Origin of the sequence: Bacteroides sp., from assembly GCF_030151085.1 — a bacterium.
GTDB lineage: Bacteria > Bacteroidota > Bacteroidia > Bacteroidales > Bacteroidaceae > Bacteroides.
This window is the reverse complement of sequence record NZ_JASLER010000013.1, coordinates 51,287-73,505: the sequence shown is the minus strand read 5'-3', so window position 1 is coordinate 73,505 and position 22,219 is coordinate 51,287. Positions and strand designations below refer to the sequence as shown.

Here is a 22,219-nt window from a genome sequence, read left to right as displayed (position 1 = left end):
TAAAGCCTGATTTCAGCAAGGTGAACGGCAGTGTAATACTAGGAGCTATGGGACAAGCTTTCTTCTCTTTAAGTCTCGGAATGGGATGTCTATGTACTTACGCTTCTTATTTCAGAAATGATACGAATTTATCCAAGACCGCTTTCAATGTAGCCGCAATTGATACAATGGTAGCTATACTCGCAGGTTTCATCATTTTTCCGGCTGCATTTTCAGTAGGCATTCAACCCGATGCAGGTCCGAGTTTATTATTCATTACTTTACCCAACGTGTTCCAGCAAGCTTTCGGCAATATCCCTTGGTTAGCTATAGCTTTGTCTTTGATGTTCTATATTCTATTGGCATTAGCAGCACTGACCTCCACCATCTCCCTGCACGAAGTGGTGACGGCTTATTTGCACGAAGAGTTCAAATTTACACGCAGTAAGGCTGCCATATTGGTTACTACCGGTTGTATTTTCCTAGGAGTGTTCTGTTCACTTTCTCTCGGAGTCGGTAAGGATTACACTATATTCAGAATGAATCTATTTGATCTATTCGATTTCGTTACCGCCAAAATTATGTTGCCTTTGGGTGGATTCTTTATCTCCATCTTTATTGGCTGGTATCTGAACAAGAAGATAGTCTGGGATGAAATAAGTAATAACGGGACTCTAAAGGTTCCAATCTATAAATTATTGATATTCATTTTAAGATACATCGCACCGATAGGCATTGCAATCGTATTTATCAATGAATTAGGTTTTCTAAAATAAAGAGATGCATAACCCTTTCAAAAACTTCTTTTACTTCTCCCGGGGAGAAAGACGTGGAATAATTGTTCTGATTTCCGGAATTGTCCTCGTCTTTCTCTCCGGATTATTTTATTCTTATTGGAAAGATATGCAATTTCCTTCTGAAGAGGACCTAAAGCAACAAGCTATTGCAGAAGCAGAATACAACACATTTATCTCTTCTATCGAGGAGAAAGAAAAGCAATGGAAGCCAAAGTATTCCAAATACGATCATAAAAAGCCACAAGTCTTTAACTTAACCCCATTCAATCCCAATGCTACAGATTCTGCTACTTTTTGTAGACTAGGGCTACCGGGATGGATGGCTCGAAACATATTACAGTATCGCCGTAAAGGTGGTAAATTTCGTAAAGCAGTAGACTTCAAAAAAGTATACGGGTTAACAGAAGAACAATATGAAACCCTCTTACCTTATATTTATATTGTGCCCGAAGATACCGTCAGAAATATAACCCGCCTGTATAATCATCCATCGGCAAACGATAACAACTCCAATTCTCAACCCAAGTCCTACAAATATCCCATAGGTACTATTGTTGATCTCAACAAAGCCGACACCACAGAGCTACAAAAAATACCGGGTATTGGCAGCAGTATCGCCCGTATGCTTACTGCCTACCGTCAGCGACTAGGAGGCTTTTATTGCATCGAACAACTAGAAGATATACATCTCAATTACCACCAACTACAATCATGGTTCAGTATTGACCCCAAAGACATTCGCCTTATAAACCTGAACCGTATTGGAATAGAACGCCTTCGAAGCCATCCATATATCAACTTTTATCAGGCGAAAGCTTTTGTGGAGTATCGAAAAAAGAAAGGAGCACTCCACAACTTAAAACCTTTTACCCTCTACGAAGAATTCTCTAAGACTGATTTAGAGAGAATTAGCCACTACATCTGTTTCGAATAAGAAAAACATTTCCAGTAAAATGCAACCTTTTCATACCCTATTGCGTCTAAAAGACATAAAACAACCTTGAAACAGAAGGGCCAAACTGAAAAAGGACTAGAATCTTCATATAACATGAGAAAATTAATTATAGTAGCCATATTGCTAGGCAGCATGGTACAAGGCATCTTTGCCCAAAAAATAGAAATAAAAGGAACCGTATGTGATGCTTCGCACATAGCAATAGAGTATGCCAATGTTGTGTTGCAAACCATTGATTCTACTTTTGTAAACGGAGTCACTACAGATCCCGAAGGGCAGTTTATCTTTAAGAATACCACTGAAGGAGACTACAGAATTGTAATTTCAAGTATAGGATACAACACCGCTTACATAACTTTGGATGGTGTGAAGCGCCACACAGACCTTGGACAAATCGTCTTGGATAGTGCCGCTATTGCCTTGGAAGGAGTCACCATCACCGGCTCTCGCCAGATAAGCCGTGCTGATCGGAAGTTAGTATTCCCATCTGAAAGACAACTAAAAACTTCCACTAATGGAGTAAATCTGTTACAAGAAATGATGCTACCACGTATTCTGGTAAATCCGATGAATAATACGATAGGTTTATCAGGAGGAGGAGAACTACAACTACGAATTAATGGTGTCAAAGCGGAAATTGACGAAGTAAAGGCACTCCGACCTGCTGATATTGTCCGCATCGAATATCATGATAATCCGGGATTACGCTATGGCAATGCAGAAATCGTTTTGGACTATATAGTACGTCGTCCCGATACAGGAGGAAGCTTTGGCACAGATATATCACAAGGCGTCAATGCAATGTGGGGAAACTACAATATATACGGCAAAATTAATCACAAAAAATCAGAACTTGGTTTTTCCTATTTCGCAGGTCCTCGTGATTTCAATGGTTCATATCGTGATAATGAAGAAGAATTTCATTTAGCCGATGGCACTATTTTGCAGCGGCTAGAACTCGGTGAACCCAGTAAATTAACCTTAGCACAACACAATGCGAACGTCAATTATAGTCTTCAGATATCTGAAAACTCTTTATTCAGTGCAGCGTTCCGCATGTATGCTAATAATCAACCACATTGGGATTACAAAGGGATTCTTTATAATGCCAACGACATTACAGATAAAGTCAATATGATAGACCTAACTAAAAGGAACTGGTCTCGTCCGTCTTTAGACCTCTACTATCAGCATAACTTAAAGAACAAACAGACTTTGGTTTTCAATCTCGTAGGTACCTATAATAGAGAGAAGTCAAATCGAACTTATCAGGAAAGCATAGAGAATGAGATATTAACTGACATTGATAATTATACTTCCGGTAATAAATATTCTCTGATTGCCGAAGCTATCTACGAAAAACAATTCTCTAAAGGAAATGCATTGAGCTTTGGTATAAACCATACTCAATCTTACTCAAACAATGAATATCGGAATGGTCATTCCTATGAGACCAATATGCATCAAGGAAATTCTTATATTTTCAGTGAATATCGTGGTAAGTTGAATAAATTGGATTACAGATTGGGTATTGCCATGACCCGCTTCTATTATAACCAAAGTGGAGATAATAATTCTACGGTCAACTACAGTTTCAATCCAAGTCTTGTATTACACTATACAATCTCAGATAATTCATATTTGCGCTGGAAAGGAAATATCTATAATGCATCTCCTTCTTTAGCCGATCTTAGTGATGTAGAGCAAGCTGTAGATTCATTTCAAATCCGTCGTGGAAATCCCAATTTAAAGTCATACATGTGTTACTATACAGAACTGGCTTATGAATGGAGGAAAGGTATTTTTTATACTAATGTGTGGGGAGCATACGATTATCGTCCGAATGCTATTATGGATGAGAAAATTCAAGAGGGCAATAAGATTATACAGACTTGGAACAATCAGAAAGACTGGCAAAAAGTATCCGGACGTATCATGTTCCGGTTAGGACCTATCCATGATATACTACAACTTTCATTTACAGGAGGTGTCAACCATTACATGAGTCATGGACATGAATATTCACATACTTATACCAACTGGTTTTGTGAAGCGGAAGCTTCGGTAAGCTATAAGAAGTTCTCCTTATATTGGCAGATCAATACCAATTGGAATAACTTTTGGGGAGAGACATTATCAGGCGGAGAAAATATCCAAGCTTTTGGTGTCTATTACAAACATAAAGACTTGCGTGTCGGATTAGGAGCTTTCAACCCATTCACAAACGACTATAAGGTACAGAGTGAAAACTGGAATAAGTTTGCCTCTTATAAAACCAGTAATTATATAAAAGAAAGCTCTCGATTATTCACAGTCAGTGTTTCCTATAACTTCTCGTTTGGACGCACTTTCAAAACAGCACAGCGAAAAGTGAACAATAGCGATAATGATTCAGGAGTAATGAGTACAGGAAAATAGTAACTAACCACTAATCACTCCGTCTTTCATGTGTATAGTACGATCTGTTATTTGCGCTAATCCTTCATCATGGGTTACAATGACAAAAGTTTGCCCAAATCGGTTACGGAGATCAAAAAAGAGTTGATGAAGCTCTTCTTTATTATGGGTATCCAAACTACCTGAAGGTTCATCTGCCAATACCACAGCCGGATGGTTAATCAATGCGCGAGCTACTGCTACACGTTGTTTTTCTCCACCGGAAAGTTCATTAGGTTTATGACTTGCACGGTCGGTAAGTCCCATAAATTCTAATATTTCTGTTGCAGCGGCATTAGCTTCCTGTTGCCCCAATCCGGCAATAAAGGCTGGTATCATCACATTTTCCAGCGCCGTAAATTCCGGTAACAATTGGTGAAACTGGAATACAAAACCTATATGTTTATTACGGAATGCAGACAATTCTTTCTCTTTCATGCGATTCACCAAGGTGCCGTTTATAGTTACCGAACCACTATCCGGCATATCCAACGTACCCATAATCTGTAACAGTGTAGTTTTACCAGCACCACTAGGACCTACGATACTGACAATTTCGCCCTTATCTATATTCATATCGATCCCCCGCAACACTTGCAAGTTACCAAAACTCTTGGTTATATTTTCTAATCTTATCATGATCCTATATTCTTTTAATTACGTATTCTGCCAAATAGCAACCAAAGACGGCAGGCATATAGCTCACTGTTCCGCACGTCGACTTTTTATTCATCTCATCTTCCGTCAGCAAAACGGCATTCGGGTCAGCCTGTTCGGTACTGAATACCACAGGTAATTTACGTTTAATACCCATTTTCTGAAGACGTTTACGAACAGCTTTGCTTAATCCGCAATGATAGGTTTCCCAAATATCAGCAAAACGCACTTGAGTTATATCGCTTTTAGCACCGGCACCCATACTCGATACAATCTTTATATGACGCTTCATCGCTTCTGCTATCAAATGACATTTCGGGGAAAGGGTATCAATAGCGTCCACTACAAAATCATAAGAAGCCGCATCAAGTAGCTCGGGAATATTCTCGTCTTTCAAGAAAACGGGCAATACCGTTAACTCCAAGTCCGGATTTATATCTTTGTATCGTGACTCCAACACCTCTGCTTTCTTCCTGCCTATAGTAGAATGTAAAGCAGGCAACTGGCGGTTTATATTAGAAGGTTGTACCGTATCTGCATCCACTATTGTCATTCGCCCTACTCCGGCACGACATATCATTTCGGCAGCATAAGCCCCCACTCCACCCAAGCCTACTACCAGCACATGTGCACGGCGCATCCGTTCCATCTTTTCATCTCCCAGCAAAAGCTGAGTTCTCTGTTTCCACTCTTCCATCTCGACAAATCACTAAACACTAATCACTATTTCTTAAACCACTTGTAGAACCATTTGCCCACTTCCTCATAATGTTGTGATTCATTATTACCACGCGGATTAGAGAAAGATACAGCATCCTGAGGTTCACCCAATTGATCGGGGTACAATACAATCAAACTATTATTAGCAAAATACTTGCTTATCTGTGCCGGCAATTTCTCGAATGAACTGTCGTATGAAATAGATCCACGACGTGCACTTATGACGACTAATAGATGGTCGTAATTCACCTGCCCGGTCAAAATCAACAAATCACCCCAATCATCTAAACGGGAAAAGTCAGTTAATGTTTGTCCGTACTTCTTCTTAACTAGAGCCTGGAGATGAGCTGTAGTCTCCTCATTGGCATAAAAGTGCACACGGCAACCCAATGTTTCTCCCAAACGGCAGAAATGCCCCACCCACTTCTGGAAACCAGCTTCATATTCCGCCTTGGACGGTACTGCAATAATTAAACGCCTTATCGTATTGATAGGCATCAAGAACTTGGCTATTATTACTTCCCGATGCAGTCCTTTCAATAAGTTTTCGGCAAGCATACCAAAGAACGAGTCCACGATATTTACTTTGCGGTGCAAGCCAATAATAACATCCGTTACCACATATTCTTTAGCAGTATGAATAATACCAGAAGCAATATTCATATCATAACGCGTTATTTGCTGTAAAGATACACTTGCAGAAGCTGTTATCAAGGCAGCTTTCTCCAAATGACGTTTTCCGCGAAGTTCTGCGGCTTCCGAACTACTATCATCATTGATAACATTCAAAGCCAATAAATTATCTTTTTGTTTCGAGTCTCTTATAAGTAAAGACAGATTTATCAAATCTTCAATTGTATCAGGATTAGCAACAGGAATTAATATTTTTTCTTGTTCCACCGATTGATTCTCTTCCAAATGCGCCTCATCCATCGCTATCTTCCGTGCTGCCCGTTCAGTAATAAACGAACTAACAATACAAGTCACAAGTATCAACAAGACAGTACCGTTCAAAACATCATCATTCAGTAGTCGCTCTCCACTAGGCAAAATAATATTATATCCTACCAAAACCGCAGCCAAAGTTGCCGCAGCTTGTGCATTACTCAGTCCATACATCAGTTCGCGTTCAATAGCCGCCATCTTATAAATTTTCTGAGTCAACCAACAAGCAATCCATTTACCGGTCAAGGCCACAACTATCATTACAGCTGCCACTTTCAGCGCATCTCCATGCCCAAATATCACATGTATATCAATCAGCATACCTACCCCAATCAGAAAATAAGGAATAAAAAGTGCATTCCCTACAAACTCCAAATGGTTCATCAAAGGAGATACATGTGGAATTAGACGATTCAAAACCAAACCGGCCAGAAAGGCTCCTAAGATACCTTCCATTCCCACAAACTCCATCAGTCCGGCTCCCAAGAAAACCATAGCCAACACAAATATAAACTGCATCACGCTATCATCATATCTCCGGAAAAACCAACGCCCGATACGTGGGAAGAAATAGACAATCAAAGCTCCCAAAAAGACTACTTTAATGACTAACCATACCCAGAACAATCCACCCGATTCCCCTTTGAACAGCCCACCGACTACCGCCAGAACTAACAAGGTGAGCGTATCCGTTACTGCCGTACCACCAACGGCGATACTCACACTACGATGTCGTGACACACCATATCGTATGACAATGGGATAAGCTACCAATGTGTGCGAAGCATACATACTTGCCAACAAAACCGAAGTTATCACTCCATATTTTAGCAATGTCATATTCGTAACCAAGCCTATACCTATCGGAATAATGAAAGCCAATAATCCTAGTACAGCAGCTTTCGTTCGATTTTGTTTAAAATCGCCCATGTTCATTTCCAATCCGGCAAGGAACATGATGTAGTACAATCCCACCTTGCCAAAAAGTTCAAAACTACTATCACGTACCAGAATATTAAAGCCATGTTCACCAATAACAAGCCCCGCCAAAATCATGCCGATAATGTGCGGAATACGAAGTTTACTTAATAAGATAGGTGCAAATAATATGATAAGGAGTACAAGGAGAAATATCCATGTAGGGTCAGTAATTGGGAGTTGTAAGCTAAAGTCAAACCAATCCATAGATTGCGAGTTTTGGGTTTGAATGCAAAATAACGAAAAACTTTTCACTTTATAGGGTGTTATACAGCATTTTGTTATAAATTTGCAACCAATTCTATCAAATCAGAGATAGGATGTAATTTATTATAAACTATTTAAAAACAAAAGAAAAATGAAAGTAGCTATTGTTGGAGCAAGCGGAGCCGTGGGACAGGAGTTCCTGCGAGTGCTCGATGAAAGGAATTTCCCGTTGGACGAGTTAGTATTGTTCGGTTCTAAACGCAGTGCCGGAACTAAATATACCTTCCGCGGTAAACAGATCGAGGTTAAACTCTTGCAACACAACGATGACTTTAAAGGGATCGATATCGCTTTCACTTCCGCAGGCGCCGGTACCTCTAAAGAGTATCTTGAAACAATCACCAAGTATGGTGCTGTGATGATTGATAACTCAAGTGCTTTCCGAATGGATACCGATGTACCTTTGGTAGTACCCGAAGTAAACGCTGCTGACGCTAAAGACCGTCCACGTGGTGTTATTGCCAATCCTAACTGTACTACAATCCAAATGGTAGTAGCACTGAAAGCCATCGAACAGCTGTCTCATATAAAGACCGTACACGTTTCTACCTATCAAGCTGCCAGCGGTGCCGGTGCAGCTGCTATGGACGAATTGTACGAGCAATACCGTCAGGTATTAGCAGGCGAACCTGTTACTGTTGATAAGTTCGCTTACCAGTTGGCATTCAACCTCATTCCTCAGATTGATGTATTCACAGAAAACGGATATACTAAAGAAGAGATGAAGATGTTCAACGAAACCCGTAAGATTATGCACACCGACATCAAAGTTAGCGCTACTTGCGTACGCGTTCCTGCATTGCGTTCACACTCTGAAAGTATCTGGGTTGAAACTGAACGTCCTATTTCTTTGGAAGAGGCTCGCGAAGCATTTGCTAATGGCGAAGGTTTGGTATTGATGGACAATCCTGCAGAGAAAGAATATCCCATGCCTTTGTTCCTTGCAGGTAAAGATCCCGTTTATGTAGGCCGTATTCGTAAAGACCTTACTAACGATAATGGATTGACATTCTGGATTGTGGGTGACCAAATTAAGAAGGGGGCTGCACTGAATGCAGTGCAAATTGCAGAATATCTGGTGAAAGAGAAAGCACTGTAAAGAAGAAATCTCCAAATACTAATACAGTCTTAAACTTCAGAAATTATCATCTGTTGTTTAAGACTGTATTTTTGTTCTCTTTGGATTGCTAATTTTCTATATTACCAACCCGGATTCTGAGTAAATTCCTTATCCTTATTACTGTAGATAGTCATCTGTTCTGCAGGTATCGCACGCAAATAATAACGTTCTGAATCCAACTCACCTTTCTTGAATATACGAAGTTCTTTTTCACGCAGATAGTAGATATAACCCTTGTCTGAGTCTTTGTTGGTCGGATTTTCCGGATCAAACAAGAACAACACCCGATTACCATCTTTATCCTTTGCAGAAATAGTCGGATAGTCCGCCATATTTACATAAGCGCCCAGGATTATCTTATTAGGATTACCGTTCCCATCTTCTGAATTCAAATATTCGAACTTAGCCCAACGGCGAAGATCTTCACCACGACGGCCTTCCATAATTAACTCTATACGACGCTCGCGACGGATTTCCCACAATACCGGATTAACATCTGCATCACGAGCCGGATCATTGATCACTACACCATTTGCACTCAAGCTTCCACCTTCCAATTGCACCTTCGGCATTGTTTGAGCTTCAGTTTCACCCCACTTCGTCAGCTTACGAGTACGAATCTGATTGATAGATTTGTCAAGATCATCCTGTACAAATCCAGCACCACCTACTTGGGCTATTTCAAAACGAGCCTCTACATAATTCAGCAATACCTCAGCATAGCGGAAGCAAGGCGCATCGGCAGGACTTAAAATACCTGTACAATAGTCTAAACCGGCAGCCCACCATTCGTCATTCAGGAATTTCTTCGCCGGATAACCTGTAGGAGATGTTCCCTCGGTATATTTTGTTCCAAGTGCACTCATGATACGCAAGCTGTCAGCAACTGTTTGATAGAGTCTCGGATCGCGATTCTGGAATGATTTCTGAATGCTAGGATCTTGCTTGCCTTTATAAACCGGAGACTGACCGATAGGCAGACCATCAATACAAAGGTAGCTTTCAATCACGTTTTCCGTAACACCACCCTGGGTTTGGTCTTCAGGACCATTGTAAGACATCAAGGCATTGCATTGCAAACCGGTTGTATATTCACGATACCAAATCACTTCCGGGTTGTTGGCCAGGTCGTCGGTAGTAAACAAAGCATTGTATGTATTTCCAATAGCATACTTACCTGAGTTCATAACCACTTGTGCACCATTGATGGCACCTTGCAGCAGGTTCTTGATTTCAGCATCACCCACTTTTTCCGATGTAGGACCTACCGTGGTACCATGATACTTCAGCCAAGTAGCGTGATACAACAATTCGCGTGACATATATGCACCAACAACATCTCTATTTACCTGACGTTTGGTATCGTCTACCCGCACATTATCCAATGCAAATTGAAAATCGTCCTGAATTTTTTGTGCCACATACGGATATGAATCACGATTCTTATAAAGACTCTCATCAGCCGGATCGGTCACCTTATCATAGAAAGGAACACCGCCATAAGCTTTTACCAATTCACTATAAGCCATCGCACGGAAATAACGTGCTACCCCTGTCCAGTGATTCTTTGCTTCTTCCGAGATACTCATTCCCGGAATTTTTTCAATCATAACGTTTGCCTTATAGACATTAGCATAATGATCCTTCCAAATAGCAGTTTTACTATTCCAGTCCGTAGTAGCGGAAGTAGGGAAATAAATATACCCTCCATTATAAGTATTCGCATTATTCAGATTGATATAATCATCTGTATAGTTGTCTCCCGAAAAGAAACCACCAAATACAGTATAGTCAATATTATACCCTTTAAAATACGTAGAATAAAAATCTTGGGCATAAGTACGCAGTGATGTTTCTGTCTGCCAATATGTGTCATTGGTCTGCTTGTCTTGCGGATCTTTATCCAAGAAATCCTCACAACTACAGAGCGAAGCCATCGTCAACGCACAGGCAATATATAATATATTTTTCTTTTTCATAATTGCAATAACTATTAAATTATAAACTAAGCTGAATACCGAATGATACCGTCTTCTGATATGGATAACTACGACCAAAGTTACGTGAATCACTGGCAGTACCGGCAGTACGTATACCAGTTTCCGGGTCAATGGCCGGTTTCAATCCATCAATAGTGAAAAGATTCTCACCAGTGAAGTAAACGCGTAAGCCTTGTACTTTGTATTTGCTTAGCCAAGTTTTAGGCAATGTATAACCTACTGTTAAGGTTTTAAGACGCAGATAAGCCATATTCAGCAAATAGCGGTCGTTTAGGCTGAAGTTTCCTGACTGGCTTTGTTTATAATCCATCGGACGAGGATAGAAAGCATTCGTGTTTTCAGGTGTCCAATAATCTTCTGCACCCTTGTAGAAAGGTTCACCGGTAGTGAAACCCGGCAATACTTGATTACCTGCAGCCCATAATTTTCTATTTCCTACACCTTGGAAGAATGCGCTGAAATCGAATCCTTTATAAGAAGCATCCAAATTCAAGCCAAATTGCATACGCGGCAAGGCATTACCAATTACACTTAAGTCACCTTTTTCATCAATATTTGATTGTCTCTTGATTTCGCCATTTCCGTCGATATCTTTATAGAGTACGTCACCGGGTGCGAATTCATAACCGGCAGGGAATACCTGTGTTTGATCCGGCAAACCATCTTTCATAGAACCGTCCGCATTAAAGTCCGCTTCAGTCAAGAAACGATCGAACTGCAATCCCCAAATATCACCTAAAATCATGCCTTCCTTATAAGCATCGGTCTCCCACCAGCCAGTAGCACCATAGGAAGGTAGTGCGGTATTGTGAGTCCATTTAGTAACTTCAGTTTTATCATCAGCAATAGAAGCAGTCACACCAAAATGTAAACCATTCTTGAATGTATGGCGATAGTCAATAGCAATTTCCCATCCTTTAGTCTGGATAGCACCCATATTTTCATACGGAGCGACAGCACCCAATGTTTGCGGTAAGTTGGCTTTAGTCAAGATATCACTAGTCTTACGATTATACCAGTCGAATGTTACTCCCAACGCATCGTCAAAGAAACGAGCGTCTAAACCTATATCGATTGTAGTAACCTTTTCCCAAGTCAGTGCAGAAGATACAATGGTCGGTTTTCCTGTAGATGAAACCTTTTTACCATCGATAATCCAACTATCAGTTGCGGTTGACAAGGTAGAAACATAGCGATCGGTACCTACATCCTGATTACCAATCATACCCCAAGAACCACGTAACTTCAACGTACTCAGATAAGGCTTTAAGGGCTCCATAAACGCTTCTTCGGAAATACGATAACCGGCAGACATAGAGGGGAAAAAGCCAAAACGTTGTCCGGAAGGAAAACGGGAAGAACCGTCATAACGTCCGTTAAGCTCCAGCATATAGCGATCTTTATACGAATAGTTGATACGACCGAAGAAACCTGCAACAGACCACCATGTATGTTCAGAGCTTGTAGTCTGTTCACCTGTAGCCATATTCAATTCCGGTTTATTAGGATCAAGCAGCCCCTTGCGCTGAGCCCAGTAATATTTATACTCGCTTTTCTCTAAGTTAGATCCACCCATCACCTTAAAATCATGATCGCCCAAACGTTTGGAATAAGTGGCGATAAAATTAGCCGTCAAATTTTCGGTACGTCCGGTTTCCTGACGGACATAATCGTAAGTGGCTATTGCGTTATAATTACCGTATGAACTACGCAAAGCATCAAGAGAAGATTGTGCAGAGAAAATATTATATCCACTTGTCAAACTGGGTGTTCCGTACTTTTTCAATCGTGTTTCTACCGAGCTGTAAGCCACATCCACATCAATGGATAAATCTTTAATGGGTTTCACTGTAACGCCGCCTGTCAAACGGAGATATTCACGCTCTTGAGTTATGGTAGGAGCAGTTTTCAAGTCAGTCAGGGCGCTACGAAATTCTTTTCCTTCGTAAGTACCGTATGGCATCATCGGTTGCCAACGATACAAATAATACATCTGATCATAGATATCACTGGCATAATTAAACGGTTTGTCATAATCCGAACGGGTAAACATCACACCTGTACGAACAGATACATATTTGTTCAGTTCTGAATTCAATGAAATGTTTGCATTATAACGTTTGTAATCATCTGAATTTATTTTCATCATACCATCTTGGGAAAAATATCCCAAAGCGATATTATAGTTGGTTTTTCCATTTCCGCCATTGATAGAAAGGCTGTGATTCTGCTGTGGAGACCAATCTTTGATATATTCATCATACCAGTCCCATGTACGTATGAAAAACATACCGCCATCTCGGAACTCGAAATCACGTCCTTCTTCCATTTCACGACCAAACTGATTGCCATATCCGTATTTCTCCCAATAATCTTTCATTTTTTGTACATGAGTAGCATCTACACGCATGTTACCTACCACGTTGTAAAAAGCAGTAGCACCTTTTGTTTGATTAATCACACCTTTCAAGTTGATGTCAGCTTGCTCCCATCCGGGAAGTTGCTCAGGTGTTTTGGTCGGTGTACGCCAAGCAAAATTATTAGTATATTTCACAGAAAGACGTTCGTGCTTAGTCTTCGATTTGGTGGTAATCAATAATACCCCGAATGCACCGCGTGCACCGTAGATAGAAGCCGAAGCAGCATCTTTCAATACTGAGATATTTTCAATATCATCCGGGTTTACCATGGAAATATCAGTTACTTCTACATTATCCACAAGTATTAACGGTTTGGCATCACCGTTTGGAGACCCTATACTACCACGAATTTTAATGGTAGGTGCCCCACCAATTTCACCGGAATTTGTCGTAACAGTTAATCCCGGCACCGCTCCTTGAAGGGCACGCCCAATATCCGTAATAGGTCGACTATCAATTGTTTTATTAACGTCTACAGAAGCCACAGCACCAGTCAAGTTTACTTTCTTCTGTGAACCATAACCTACAACTACAACCTCATCTAGTAATTCTGTATCATCCTTCAAAGTTACTTTCAGAGTAGGAGCAGCTTTTACTTCTTGCATTGTATAGCCAACAAAAGATATCTGAATAGTAGCTCCCGACTTCACATTCATTTTAAATTTTCCATCTAAATCCGTAATACCACCATTAGTAGTGCCTTTCTCTATGACATTAGCACCAATAATAGGTTCGCCTTTAGTATCTACAACTGTGACTGTCATAGAAATAGTTTGCATCTGTTCCAATACTCCATGTGAGCTTGCAGACGCAGTTTGAGTAGCCATCACATTACCACTGCCTAAAAACAGCGCACTGATTGCTACCGCAGTGAGGAATTTGCCATTAGCTAATCCTCGTCTTTTACGATCTTCATTCATAAGTGATTGATGATTTTATTAAATTAAAATAGTTTCTCAAAATTAGGGTAAGGGGGGAATAATAAATTAGAAAAATTATTGTTTTCCGAGTGTTTCTTAATTTCTCATAGGCGTATCTCTATTTAAAGGTTCATTTTCTATGTATTATTTCTCTTTATATCCTTTTACCAAGTTCTCGTGGAACTTAGTACGTATTGACTTAAAATCAAATATATTTCAATTACTTAACTTCGTTAGCGATTTTAAGAGACAAAACTTGTTATTAACAAAGGCATCAAAATCAAGAGGATATCTTTCGCTTGTTTCGACTTAGCAAAGATATATTATTATTTAATATCATGAACACTCATTTGCATTTTTTTAACTTTATATTTATAGTTTTGCAAATATGCGTATTTTAGACCTTATTATAAATGCTAATTTAAGGTTCTTCAATATTCAATGAATGAAATTCAATCAATCCACTCATTGGTGTTTCTTCAATAACTTCCAATTCAATACCAAATTCATGAGCAACATCTCGTAAGACATCTGAATAACTGTATGCTAATGAACCAACAAAACGTATAGGATAGTTTTTATAATCGTATTGGCATATATTTCGAGTAAAGAAGCTTCTTAAATTGCTGGTTATCAGATTATACACATAGTCATCATTCATATAATCCGCCAAAAAGTATGAAATTGTGGATAGGAAACGATTAGGGAATGGACGGTTGTAAACCGACTCCATTACTTCATTAGGACTAATACGGAATTTTTCAAAAAAGTCAGCCATAACATCTTTGGGAGCCAACCCTTTCAACACATCAGACAAGAAGTATTTACCCATTACAGCTCCACTGCCTTCATCTCCTAATATATAACCGCCAGCTTTCACATTCTTCACTACAATCTTTCCATCATAAAAGCATGAGTTGGAGCCAGTTCCTAAAATACATGCAATGCCAGCTTCACATTTAAACAAACCACGAGCAGCAGCAAGAAGGTCGCTTTCTACTTGAATGGGAGTTTTAAATTGAGCTACTAATGAAGCTCCTAAAATATTCTTTTTCTCATGTGAGGTACAGCCAGCACCATAATAGTACACTTGCTCCAGTTTCTTTTTGAAGAATATTTCAGGGAGACCTAATCGCACACTTCGGCTTATTTCTCTTCGTGTTTGAAAGAAAGGATTCAATCCCTCGGTGAAAACACGTTGTATGAGGTGATTATCTTCAACCAAAGCCCATTCAGTTCTTGTAGAACCACTTTCTGCTATTAGTTTCATATAGTAGTCGGATTTAGAATTGAATACAAATATATAGCTTTTTTTAATCTTTCCAAGAGCAATAAGCAAAAAAAATAATTTGCCTACAGTTTTATATTGGACGGTTCCTTACTAATCTGCAAACTTTCTTGATACTTACGTTCTATCGAACTTGCATTATTCTTAATATTTAAGGTGGGGATAAAAAAAGTAGTAACTAAAAATAAGACTTTGATATGGTTCATTATATACAAAATGCCTATTAACTTAAAAAATTAAATTACTTATTATGAGAGATTAGTATATGATATCATACTTTTCACTCTATCTGTTTTCCGCTCCAATCAAACATTTAGCCACTAATATCTCAAATAAACTAAAGCATGTAAATATTAGTACCACGAGAACTGGCAGTCCAAAAAGAGTAGAGATATTACAGAATAAGTTATCAACCTTTAATAAGCAGAATGCCTATGATGAAAAACAGTTTAAGAATGTGATAGTTATAACTATACTAATTCAATTCGCCTCTAGTACTAATTTTTAGAGAAACCTAATTTAATTAAAATCATCTATCATTTATGAATGAAGAACGCAAAAGACGAGGATTAGCGAACAGCAAGTTCCTCACGGCAGTGGCAATAAGTTCACTGTTATTAAGCAGTGGTAATATGATGGCTACCCAAACCGCTCCAAGTGATATTCCTGGAGTCACAGAACAGCTACAATCCATTACTATTACAGGTACTGTTTTAGATCCAACGGGTGAGCCGGTTATTGGTGCCAGTGTAGTAGAGAAAGGCACAACTAATGGTGGTATTACTGATTTGGACGGAAAATTTAGATTGAATGTAAAATCGGGATCTACATTAAAAATATCCTATGTAGGATATCAGACCCAAGAAGTTAAGGCAACTAAAATGATGAAAATCATTTTAAAAGAAGACAGTGAATTACTGTCCGAAGTGGTAGTTGTGGGATACGGTTCGCAAAAAAAAGAGAATCTATCTGGTGCAGTTTCTTCGGTCAATGTACAAAAGACTCTGGAAGGTCGGCAGATAGCCGATGTCGGTCGTGGTTTGCAAGGTACCACACCTGGTTTGTCAGTTGTTATCCCAAGCGGTGAAATCGGTTCTGATCCAACTATAAAGATACGTGGACAAATTGGTTCTATTGATGGTAAGACTACCCCACTAATTTTGTTAGACAATGTGGAAATTCCTTCTTTACAGATGGTAAACCCGAATGATATTGAATCTATTTCTGTATTAAAAGATGCAGCATCGGCTTCTATCTATGGTTCAAAAGGTGCTTTCGGCGTTGTATTGATTACCTCTAAGAAAGGTGCCAAGACCGAAAAAGTGGAAGTTTCTTATTCCGGAAACTTCGCTTGGCAGAATATTTCCAAGAAAATGGAAATGGCAGGTGTTGATGGGATCCAATATAGAATTGATGCGCTGAAGCGTTCTAGTGGTACCATATTAGGTGCATTCTGGTATGTGGATGAAACCAGTTTGGAGAAAGCTAAAGAATGGGACAAGCAATGGGGTGGAAAACTGGGCGTTAATGATCCGTTTGTTTATGGTCGTGACTGGTACGTTGATGCTTCTAACCGTAAGTTTTCCATGCGTACTTTCGATCCATATGATTACATGATTCGCGAATGGACACCTTCTCAGTCACATAACATTTCATTGAACGGTAAAAGTGGTAAAACACAATTCAGTATCGGGTTAGGCTATTTGGATCAAAATGGTTTGATGAAAGAAGCCAAGCATGACGACTATCGTCGTTGGAACGGTTCGGTACGTTTAACCACTGAAGTCAATAAATATATTACTGCCCGTGCAGGTGCTAATTACTCAAAACGTAACAAGCGCTACGCCTATGCCACAAACTCCACAACGGCTGACCCGTGGCTTTACTTGTATCGTTGGGATACGACTTATCCGATGGGTTATGATGAAAATGGGAATGAGATGCGCAGTCCGGCTTTTGAGGTTCATAATGCCAACACGGCCAATAAGGAGGATAATTATTTGAGTTTCAATGTAGGTACTACCATTAACATAACTAAGGATTGGAAGGTTGACGTTGACTACACGTATGCCAGTGAAGACCAAGTCTGGAAAAAGAACGGTACTAAGTACACAGGCGCCGATACTTGGGCTGCTGCAGTCAAGAGAATAGATGAGAATGGCAATCAAATTTATGTAAATAACATGGGGCAAACCGTGCCTGCAGGTACTGAAGGTGCTATGCTAGCATATGACCTACCCTACCGTCAATACACAGCAGACAGTACTAACCCCGACCACATACGCCGTGAAGTAACAAATGCAAAGCGGCATACATTGAATATCACAACCAATTATAACTGGCAGATCAACGAATCCAATAACTTGATAGCATTGATTGGTATGAACCGCGCTGATTGGGAATCGGAAGATAGTTGGTCGCAAATTACGAATCTGACAGACATCAATAACCTCAGTTGGGACAAGACACTTGGCACACAGACAGCCAGCGGCAACCTCTATTGGGATGGTCAGCTAGGTTTCTTTGGTCGCCTTAACTATTTTTTGATGGATAAATATATATTGGAAGCCAACCTTCGCTACGACGCTTCTTCAAAATTCCCTGGTTACCTGCAATGGCGTTGGTTCCCCTCTTTCTCTGCAGCATGGCGCATTAACGAAGAAAAATTCATGGATTGGGCCAAACCGGCTCTTTCAGCTTTGAAGCTCCGGGGTTCTTGGGGTGTAGTTGGTGACCAAACTGTTTCCAGTTCTCTGTACGTACCTACTATTGCACAGGGACAGACGAGTTGGCTCGATCCAAGCGGTAATAAACTTATTTACGCTGGCTCTCCAGCAGCTGTCGATCCCAGTATCACTTGGCAAGATATTGTTTCTTTAAACTTTGGTTTTGATGCACGCTTTTTCAATGGCGAACTGGGTGTTACATTCGATTGGTATCAGCGCGATACCAAGAATATGATTGTACCAGGTGAAGGCGTAACATATACATACGGCGCCGGTTCACCCAAAGGCAACTTCGGCTCTTTGAGAACACAAGGTTGGGAACTTGCTATTGACTACAATCACCGTTTCAGAAATGGATTGGGGGTAAATGGTTCATTTACGTTGTCCGATGAAAACGGAAAAATCACTGAATATGGTGATACCAAAAGTATTGATAGTTGGTATGTAGGTAAGACTTATGGTGAAATATGGGGATACCGCACTGACCGACTTTACCAGAAAGACGATTTTGTTTACAACAATGGTCAATTGGTCACAACTTGGGCTTTGAATGGAAAAGAAGTAGCCGCCGATACTCCGGGAGCTAAAAAGATGAACAAACTAAGCGATCCGAATGGTGTATATCAAGACTATTTTCAATCAGGAACGATTGCTTTCGGTCCGGGCGACGTGAAGTATAAAGATTTGAATGGTGATGGTAAAATTGATAATGGTTCTAAATCAGTAGCTATTATAACAGACAAAGATGATCCGAATTATGGCAAACGTGATACCGGTGATATGGAAGTGATCGGCAATTCTACTCCGAGTTTCCAATGGGGACTTCGTCTGGGTGCTGACTACAAAGGCATTGATTTCTCAATCTTTTTACAAGGAGTAGGTAACCGCAAGATTTGGGGTGCAGGTTTCCTTGCTATTCCAGGTTTCAACACAGGTGACGGTTCGATGCCTCAAACCTTCGCCGGCGATTATTGGAGAGAAGACCGTACAGATGCCTTCTATCCGGCTGCTTACAATATGGGCGGTTCAAATGAAAGTTTTAATTTGCAGAAACAAGACCGTTATTTACTCGACATGTCCTACTTCCGCATTCAAAACATTACTTTAGGCTACACGCTCCCTGCTGTATGGACTAAAAAGGCTATGATCAACAAAGCCCGTATTTACGTTGCTTGCGAAAACTTCTTCACTTTCGACAACCTGCGAGGTTTGCCTATTGACCCTGAAGAAGTTTCAGGATTCTCAATGTTCAATTCCGATAATTATAATAGCGGTCGTACGGGTGTAGGCACTCCTACCATGAAAAATATGTCTGTAGGTATTCAGTTAAACTTCTAAATAATACATTTATATGAAAAAATATATATTTCTCATACTTTCCGTGGTAGTTTTAGCATTCGCTTCTTGCGATGACGTGCTAGATCGTCCGCAGTTGAACACACCCACGGATGGCACTTTCTGGAAAAGTGAAATGGACGCCCGTATGTTCGCTAACGGATTTTACCGGAACTTCTTTGTTGGTTATGCCGACAATTGGGCAACTGCATATACTCCTTTGCGTAGTCAGTCTTTCTCTGATGATTTAGCGTCCTCAGGTAAACAAAGTTCATTCGAGAATTCGCTTCCTAGTAGCCGCGGTAGTTCAAGTACAGATGATTTGGCTGGATTTCTAACTCAGTATTCCGGTCCTAACTGGAATTTTACGTGGATTCGTAAGGCGAATATATTTATGGAACGCCTGGAAGTCAATATGAAGGGAAGTGTATCTGACGAGGCATACAAACACTGGCACGCAGTAGGTGCCTTCTTCAAGTGCTTTGCTTATGCCCGTATGGTTAGCGTATTTGGTGATGTACCCTACTATGATACCACTTTTGCCAATAGCGATAAAGAAGCCATGTATAAAGATCGCGACAGCCGGGTGGTTGTTATGGATAAGATACATGATCTGTTGAAAAATGAAGTGTTGGTCAATTTGCGTAAGGATGACGGAGCTAACACACTAAATCTATATGTTGCTGCCGCTTTCGCTTCCCGATGGATGTTATTTGAAGGCACTTGGCAGAAATATCATGGCGGTGACCAAACGGCTGCCAACAGATACTTACTGTTGGCCAAAGAAGCTGCTGACATTGTAATCAATAGCGGTAAATATGCCATTGACACTCCTTTCCGTGAAGTGTTTGGATCTCAGGATCTGAAGGGCAACAAGGAAGCTATCATGTATCGCCATTATACATTCGAGATGCTCAAGCACCACATAGCTTCTTATTCCAATGGCGTAGAAAGTCAGGCACCGGCCCCAAATTTGGCATTGGTAAAATCGTTCATTTGTCAAGATGGCAAAGTTTATCAGCAATCAAACCTTGAAAGCGCAAATGTATTGAGCATTGCTAATCTGATAAAGACTCGCGACCCACGTTTTGAAGCCACATTTGTTGATCATGTAAACAATAACTCCGTCACACTGCTCTATGCATGTAAGTTTATTGACCGTGAGGCATTGGCTATGGATAATCCTAAAAACAATCCTATTTATGACTCCAATACCAATACTAACGATGCTCCGGTTATCCGCTATGCCGAAGTACTGTTGAACTGGATCGAAGCCAAGGCAGAGCTAGGAGGTGTAACACAGGAAGATATTGACAATTCGATAAACAAGCTGAGGCAACGTCCGCTGGATGCTACAGCTGAAGCAAAGGGTATGAAGAATACGGTTGATATGAAATTAAGTGATATAACTGCCACCTTCGACCCTGCTAGAGATGCTGATGTTGATCCGCTTATTTGGGAAATTCGCCGTGAGCGCCGCATGGAAATGTTTTATGAGCCTTGCCGTTTGCACGACATTAAGCGCTGGAAGAAACTGGACTATATGAATAATGAGAAATATCCCGATACAATGGTAGGTCCTTGGGTAGATATGCCAAAAGAAATCCCGGCTTACTTGGCGGATGAATATATTGGTAAACGTCAAGTAAAGAAAGAAGACGGAACAATCGTTACTTTCGATGGAACAAATGCTGCCGACATGGTAGGTTATTACATTCCCACAAATGCACAACCACGTGATCTCTTCACCGACCGAAGCTATTGCTCGCCTGTAGGAGAACAAGAGGTAAATTTATATAAAGAAAAGCACTTCAAATTGACCCAAACAACGGGGTGGTAACCACTATCGAACTAAAATCTGGTAAGCGAATCGGATTCCTCTTTTATTTGGATTTATGAAAGAGAGATAGCGCTTGCCTGTTTATATTTAAATTAGGCAGGCGCTATTATTTAACTATCAATACCTTAAGAGTTATGAAATACTTTTTCCTTTTATTTAGTCTGATTTTTTTTGTTATTTCTGCCAATGCACAAAGCAAGGCAGGTTCTCCTTATCTATTTGAAGATTTCCAAGACGTAACAGTCTTCTTCAAAGATGGCTCGCAATATCATGAAAAGATGAACTATAACCTGTTGACTGAAAAGTATTACTTTATTGATCGAGTTGATAAAAAAGTAAAAGTACTAAGTAATCCGCAGGATGTACAAATTATCAAGTTCGGTAATCGGGTTTTCTACACAGATGGGGAAAAAGGCATCGAAATCTTGCCTACTAATCCGGTGCTGTATGTACAGTACAAAGGCAATATGCGCAAAGAAGCTTCTAAAGGCGCCTACGGACAAACTTCGGAAACATCTTCCATAAGAACTTATGGAGGTACTTACGGAAGTCGTGGAGAGCGAATTGATTTCGATGCCGAAAAGCTGATACTCGGAAGCCGTTACAACATCTATTGGATTGAATGGAAAGGAAAGAAGAAGCCTTTCAAGAACTTCAAGCAATTCCTGAAACTTTATTCCAAACATGAAGAAGAATTAAGAGACTTCATTAAAGAAAATGGGGTAGATTTTAATGATGTGCAGCAGATGTCAAGACTCTGTATTCATGCAGGATCATTATAAGTCTACAGATAATCTAGTTAAAAAGAAGAATACTATATGAAAAAAATGCATTAC

Annotated in this window: 13 protein-coding genes; 7 read left to right on the top strand and 6 right to left on the bottom strand. The window is 40.1% G+C overall.

Annotated features, from left to right (window positions below; translation table 11 throughout):
- From Q1W14_RS03040 to Q1W14_RS03030, 3 genes are all read left to right on the top strand, one after another.
- Nucleotides 1–755: sodium-dependent transporter (locus Q1W14_RS03040; RefSeq protein ID WP_300699175.1), on the top strand; the 755-nt coding region annotated here is incomplete at its 5' end.
- Between the two features lie 4 nt (nt 756–759).
- Entirely contained in the window at nt 760–1,710 is a 951-nt protein-coding gene (locus tag Q1W14_RS03035) for a helix-hairpin-helix domain-containing protein (RefSeq protein ID WP_300699173.1), read from the top strand.
- A gap of 114 nt (nt 1,711–1,824) precedes the next feature.
- Nucleotides 1,825–4,149, top strand: coding sequence for a TonB-dependent receptor (locus Q1W14_RS03030; RefSeq protein ID WP_300699171.1), 2,325 nt, complete (start codon nt 1,825–1,827; stop codon nt 4,147–4,149).
- 3 nt (nt 4,150–4,152) lie between these two features.
- Here the strand turns inward: Q1W14_RS03030 and Q1W14_RS03025 are convergent, their stop codons facing one another.
- From Q1W14_RS03025 to Q1W14_RS03015, 3 genes are read right to left on the bottom strand one after another with little or no spacing between them, the layout of a single operon-like run.
- Nucleotides 4,153–4,806, bottom strand: coding sequence for an ABC transporter ATP-binding protein (locus Q1W14_RS03025; protein ID WP_300699169.1), 654 nt, complete (start codon nt 4,804–4,806; stop codon nt 4,153–4,155).
- Nucleotides 4,807–4,810: 4 nt separating this feature from the next.
- Nucleotides 4,811–5,521 carry a tRNA threonylcarbamoyladenosine dehydratase gene (locus Q1W14_RS03020; RefSeq protein WP_300699167.1) on the bottom strand — a complete coding sequence of 237 codons (711 nt, stop codon included), beginning with the start codon at nt 5,519–5,521 and terminating at the stop codon, nt 4,811–4,813.
- A gap of 26 nt (nt 5,522–5,547) precedes the next feature.
- On the bottom strand, nt 5,548–7,674 hold the full coding sequence (locus Q1W14_RS03015; RefSeq protein WP_300699166.1) for a cation:proton antiporter: 2,127 nt from the start codon (nt 7,672–7,674) through the stop codon (nt 5,548–5,550).
- Nucleotides 7,675–7,825: 151 nt separating this feature from the next.
- Here Q1W14_RS03015 and Q1W14_RS03010 point away from each other — a divergent pair, with 151 nt between their 5' ends.
- Nucleotides 7,826–8,833: an aspartate-semialdehyde dehydrogenase gene (locus Q1W14_RS03010; protein ID WP_300699164.1), complete on the top strand. Its 1,008-nt coding sequence runs from the start codon at nt 7,826–7,828 to the stop codon at nt 8,831–8,833.
- Between the two features lie 101 nt (nt 8,834–8,934).
- Here Q1W14_RS03010 and Q1W14_RS03005 read toward each other — a convergent pair whose 3' ends face one another.
- From Q1W14_RS03005 to Q1W14_RS02995, 3 genes are all read right to left on the bottom strand, one after another.
- Entirely contained in the window at nt 8,935–10,833 is a 1,899-nt protein-coding gene (locus Q1W14_RS03005) for a RagB/SusD family nutrient uptake outer membrane protein (RefSeq protein ID WP_300699162.1), read from the bottom strand.
- Between the two features lie 19 nt (nt 10,834–10,852).
- Nucleotides 10,853–14,194 carry a TonB-dependent receptor gene (locus Q1W14_RS03000; protein WP_300699161.1) on the bottom strand — a complete coding sequence of 1,114 codons (3,342 nt, stop codon included), beginning with the start codon at nt 14,192–14,194 and terminating at the stop codon, nt 10,853–10,855.
- A gap of 421 nt (nt 14,195–14,615) precedes the next feature.
- Complete coding sequence (locus tag Q1W14_RS02995; protein WP_300699159.1) at nt 14,616–15,464, bottom strand: hypothetical protein; 849 nt, start codon at nt 15,462–15,464, stop codon at nt 14,616–14,618.
- 560 nt (nt 15,465–16,024) lie between these two features.
- Between Q1W14_RS02995 and Q1W14_RS02990 the strand changes: the two genes are divergently transcribed.
- From Q1W14_RS02990 to Q1W14_RS02980, 3 genes are all read left to right on the top strand, one after another.
- Complete coding sequence (locus tag Q1W14_RS02990) at nt 16,025–19,546, top strand: TonB-dependent receptor (protein WP_300699157.1); 3,522 nt, start codon at nt 16,025–16,027, stop codon at nt 19,544–19,546.
- Between the two features lie 13 nt (nt 19,547–19,559).
- Nucleotides 19,560–21,383 (top strand): RagB/SusD family nutrient uptake outer membrane protein, encoded by a 1,824-nt coding sequence (locus Q1W14_RS02985; protein WP_300699155.1) that lies wholly within the window; start codon nt 19,560–19,562, stop codon nt 21,381–21,383.
- A gap of 134 nt (nt 21,384–21,517) precedes the next feature.
- Entirely contained in the window at nt 21,518–22,165 is a 648-nt protein-coding gene (locus Q1W14_RS02980; protein WP_300699153.1) for a hypothetical protein, read from the top strand.
- Nucleotides 22,166–22,219: the final 54 nt, after the last annotated feature.

Coding starts and splice junctions, on each gene's coding strand:
- Q1W14_RS03035 (WP_300699173.1), top strand. CDS start 760: ATGCATAACCCTTTCAAAAACTTCTTTTACTTCTCCCGGGGAGAAAGA.
- Q1W14_RS03030 (WP_300699171.1), top strand. CDS start 1,825: ATGAGAAAATTAATTATAGTAGCCATATTGCTAGGCAGCATGGTACAA.
- Q1W14_RS03025 (WP_300699169.1), bottom strand. CDS start 4,806: ATGATAAGATTAGAAAATATAACCAAGAGTTTTGGTAACTTGCAAGTG.
- Q1W14_RS03020 (WP_300699167.1), bottom strand. CDS start 5,521: ATGGAAGAGTGGAAACAGAGAACTCAGCTTTTGCTGGGAGATGAAAAG.
- Q1W14_RS03015 (WP_300699166.1), bottom strand. CDS start 7,674: ATGGATTGGTTTGACTTTAGCTTACAACTCCCAATTACTGACCCTACA.
- Q1W14_RS03010 (WP_300699164.1), top strand. CDS start 7,826: ATGAAAGTAGCTATTGTTGGAGCAAGCGGAGCCGTGGGACAGGAGTTC.
- Q1W14_RS03005 (WP_300699162.1), bottom strand. CDS start 10,833: ATGAAAAAGAAAAATATATTATATATTGCCTGTGCGTTGACGATGGCT.
- Q1W14_RS03000 (WP_300699161.1), bottom strand. CDS start 14,194: ATGAATGAAGATCGTAAAAGACGAGGATTAGCTAATGGCAAATTCCTC.
- Q1W14_RS02995 (WP_300699159.1), bottom strand. CDS start 15,464: ATGAAACTAATAGCAGAAAGTGGTTCTACAAGAACTGAATGGGCTTTG.
- Q1W14_RS02990 (WP_300699157.1), top strand. CDS start 16,025: ATGAATGAAGAACGCAAAAGACGAGGATTAGCGAACAGCAAGTTCCTC.
- Q1W14_RS02985 (WP_300699155.1), top strand. CDS start 19,560: ATGAAAAAATATATATTTCTCATACTTTCCGTGGTAGTTTTAGCATTC.
- Q1W14_RS02980 (WP_300699153.1), top strand. CDS start 21,518: ATGAAATACTTTTTCCTTTTATTTAGTCTGATTTTTTTTGTTATTTCT.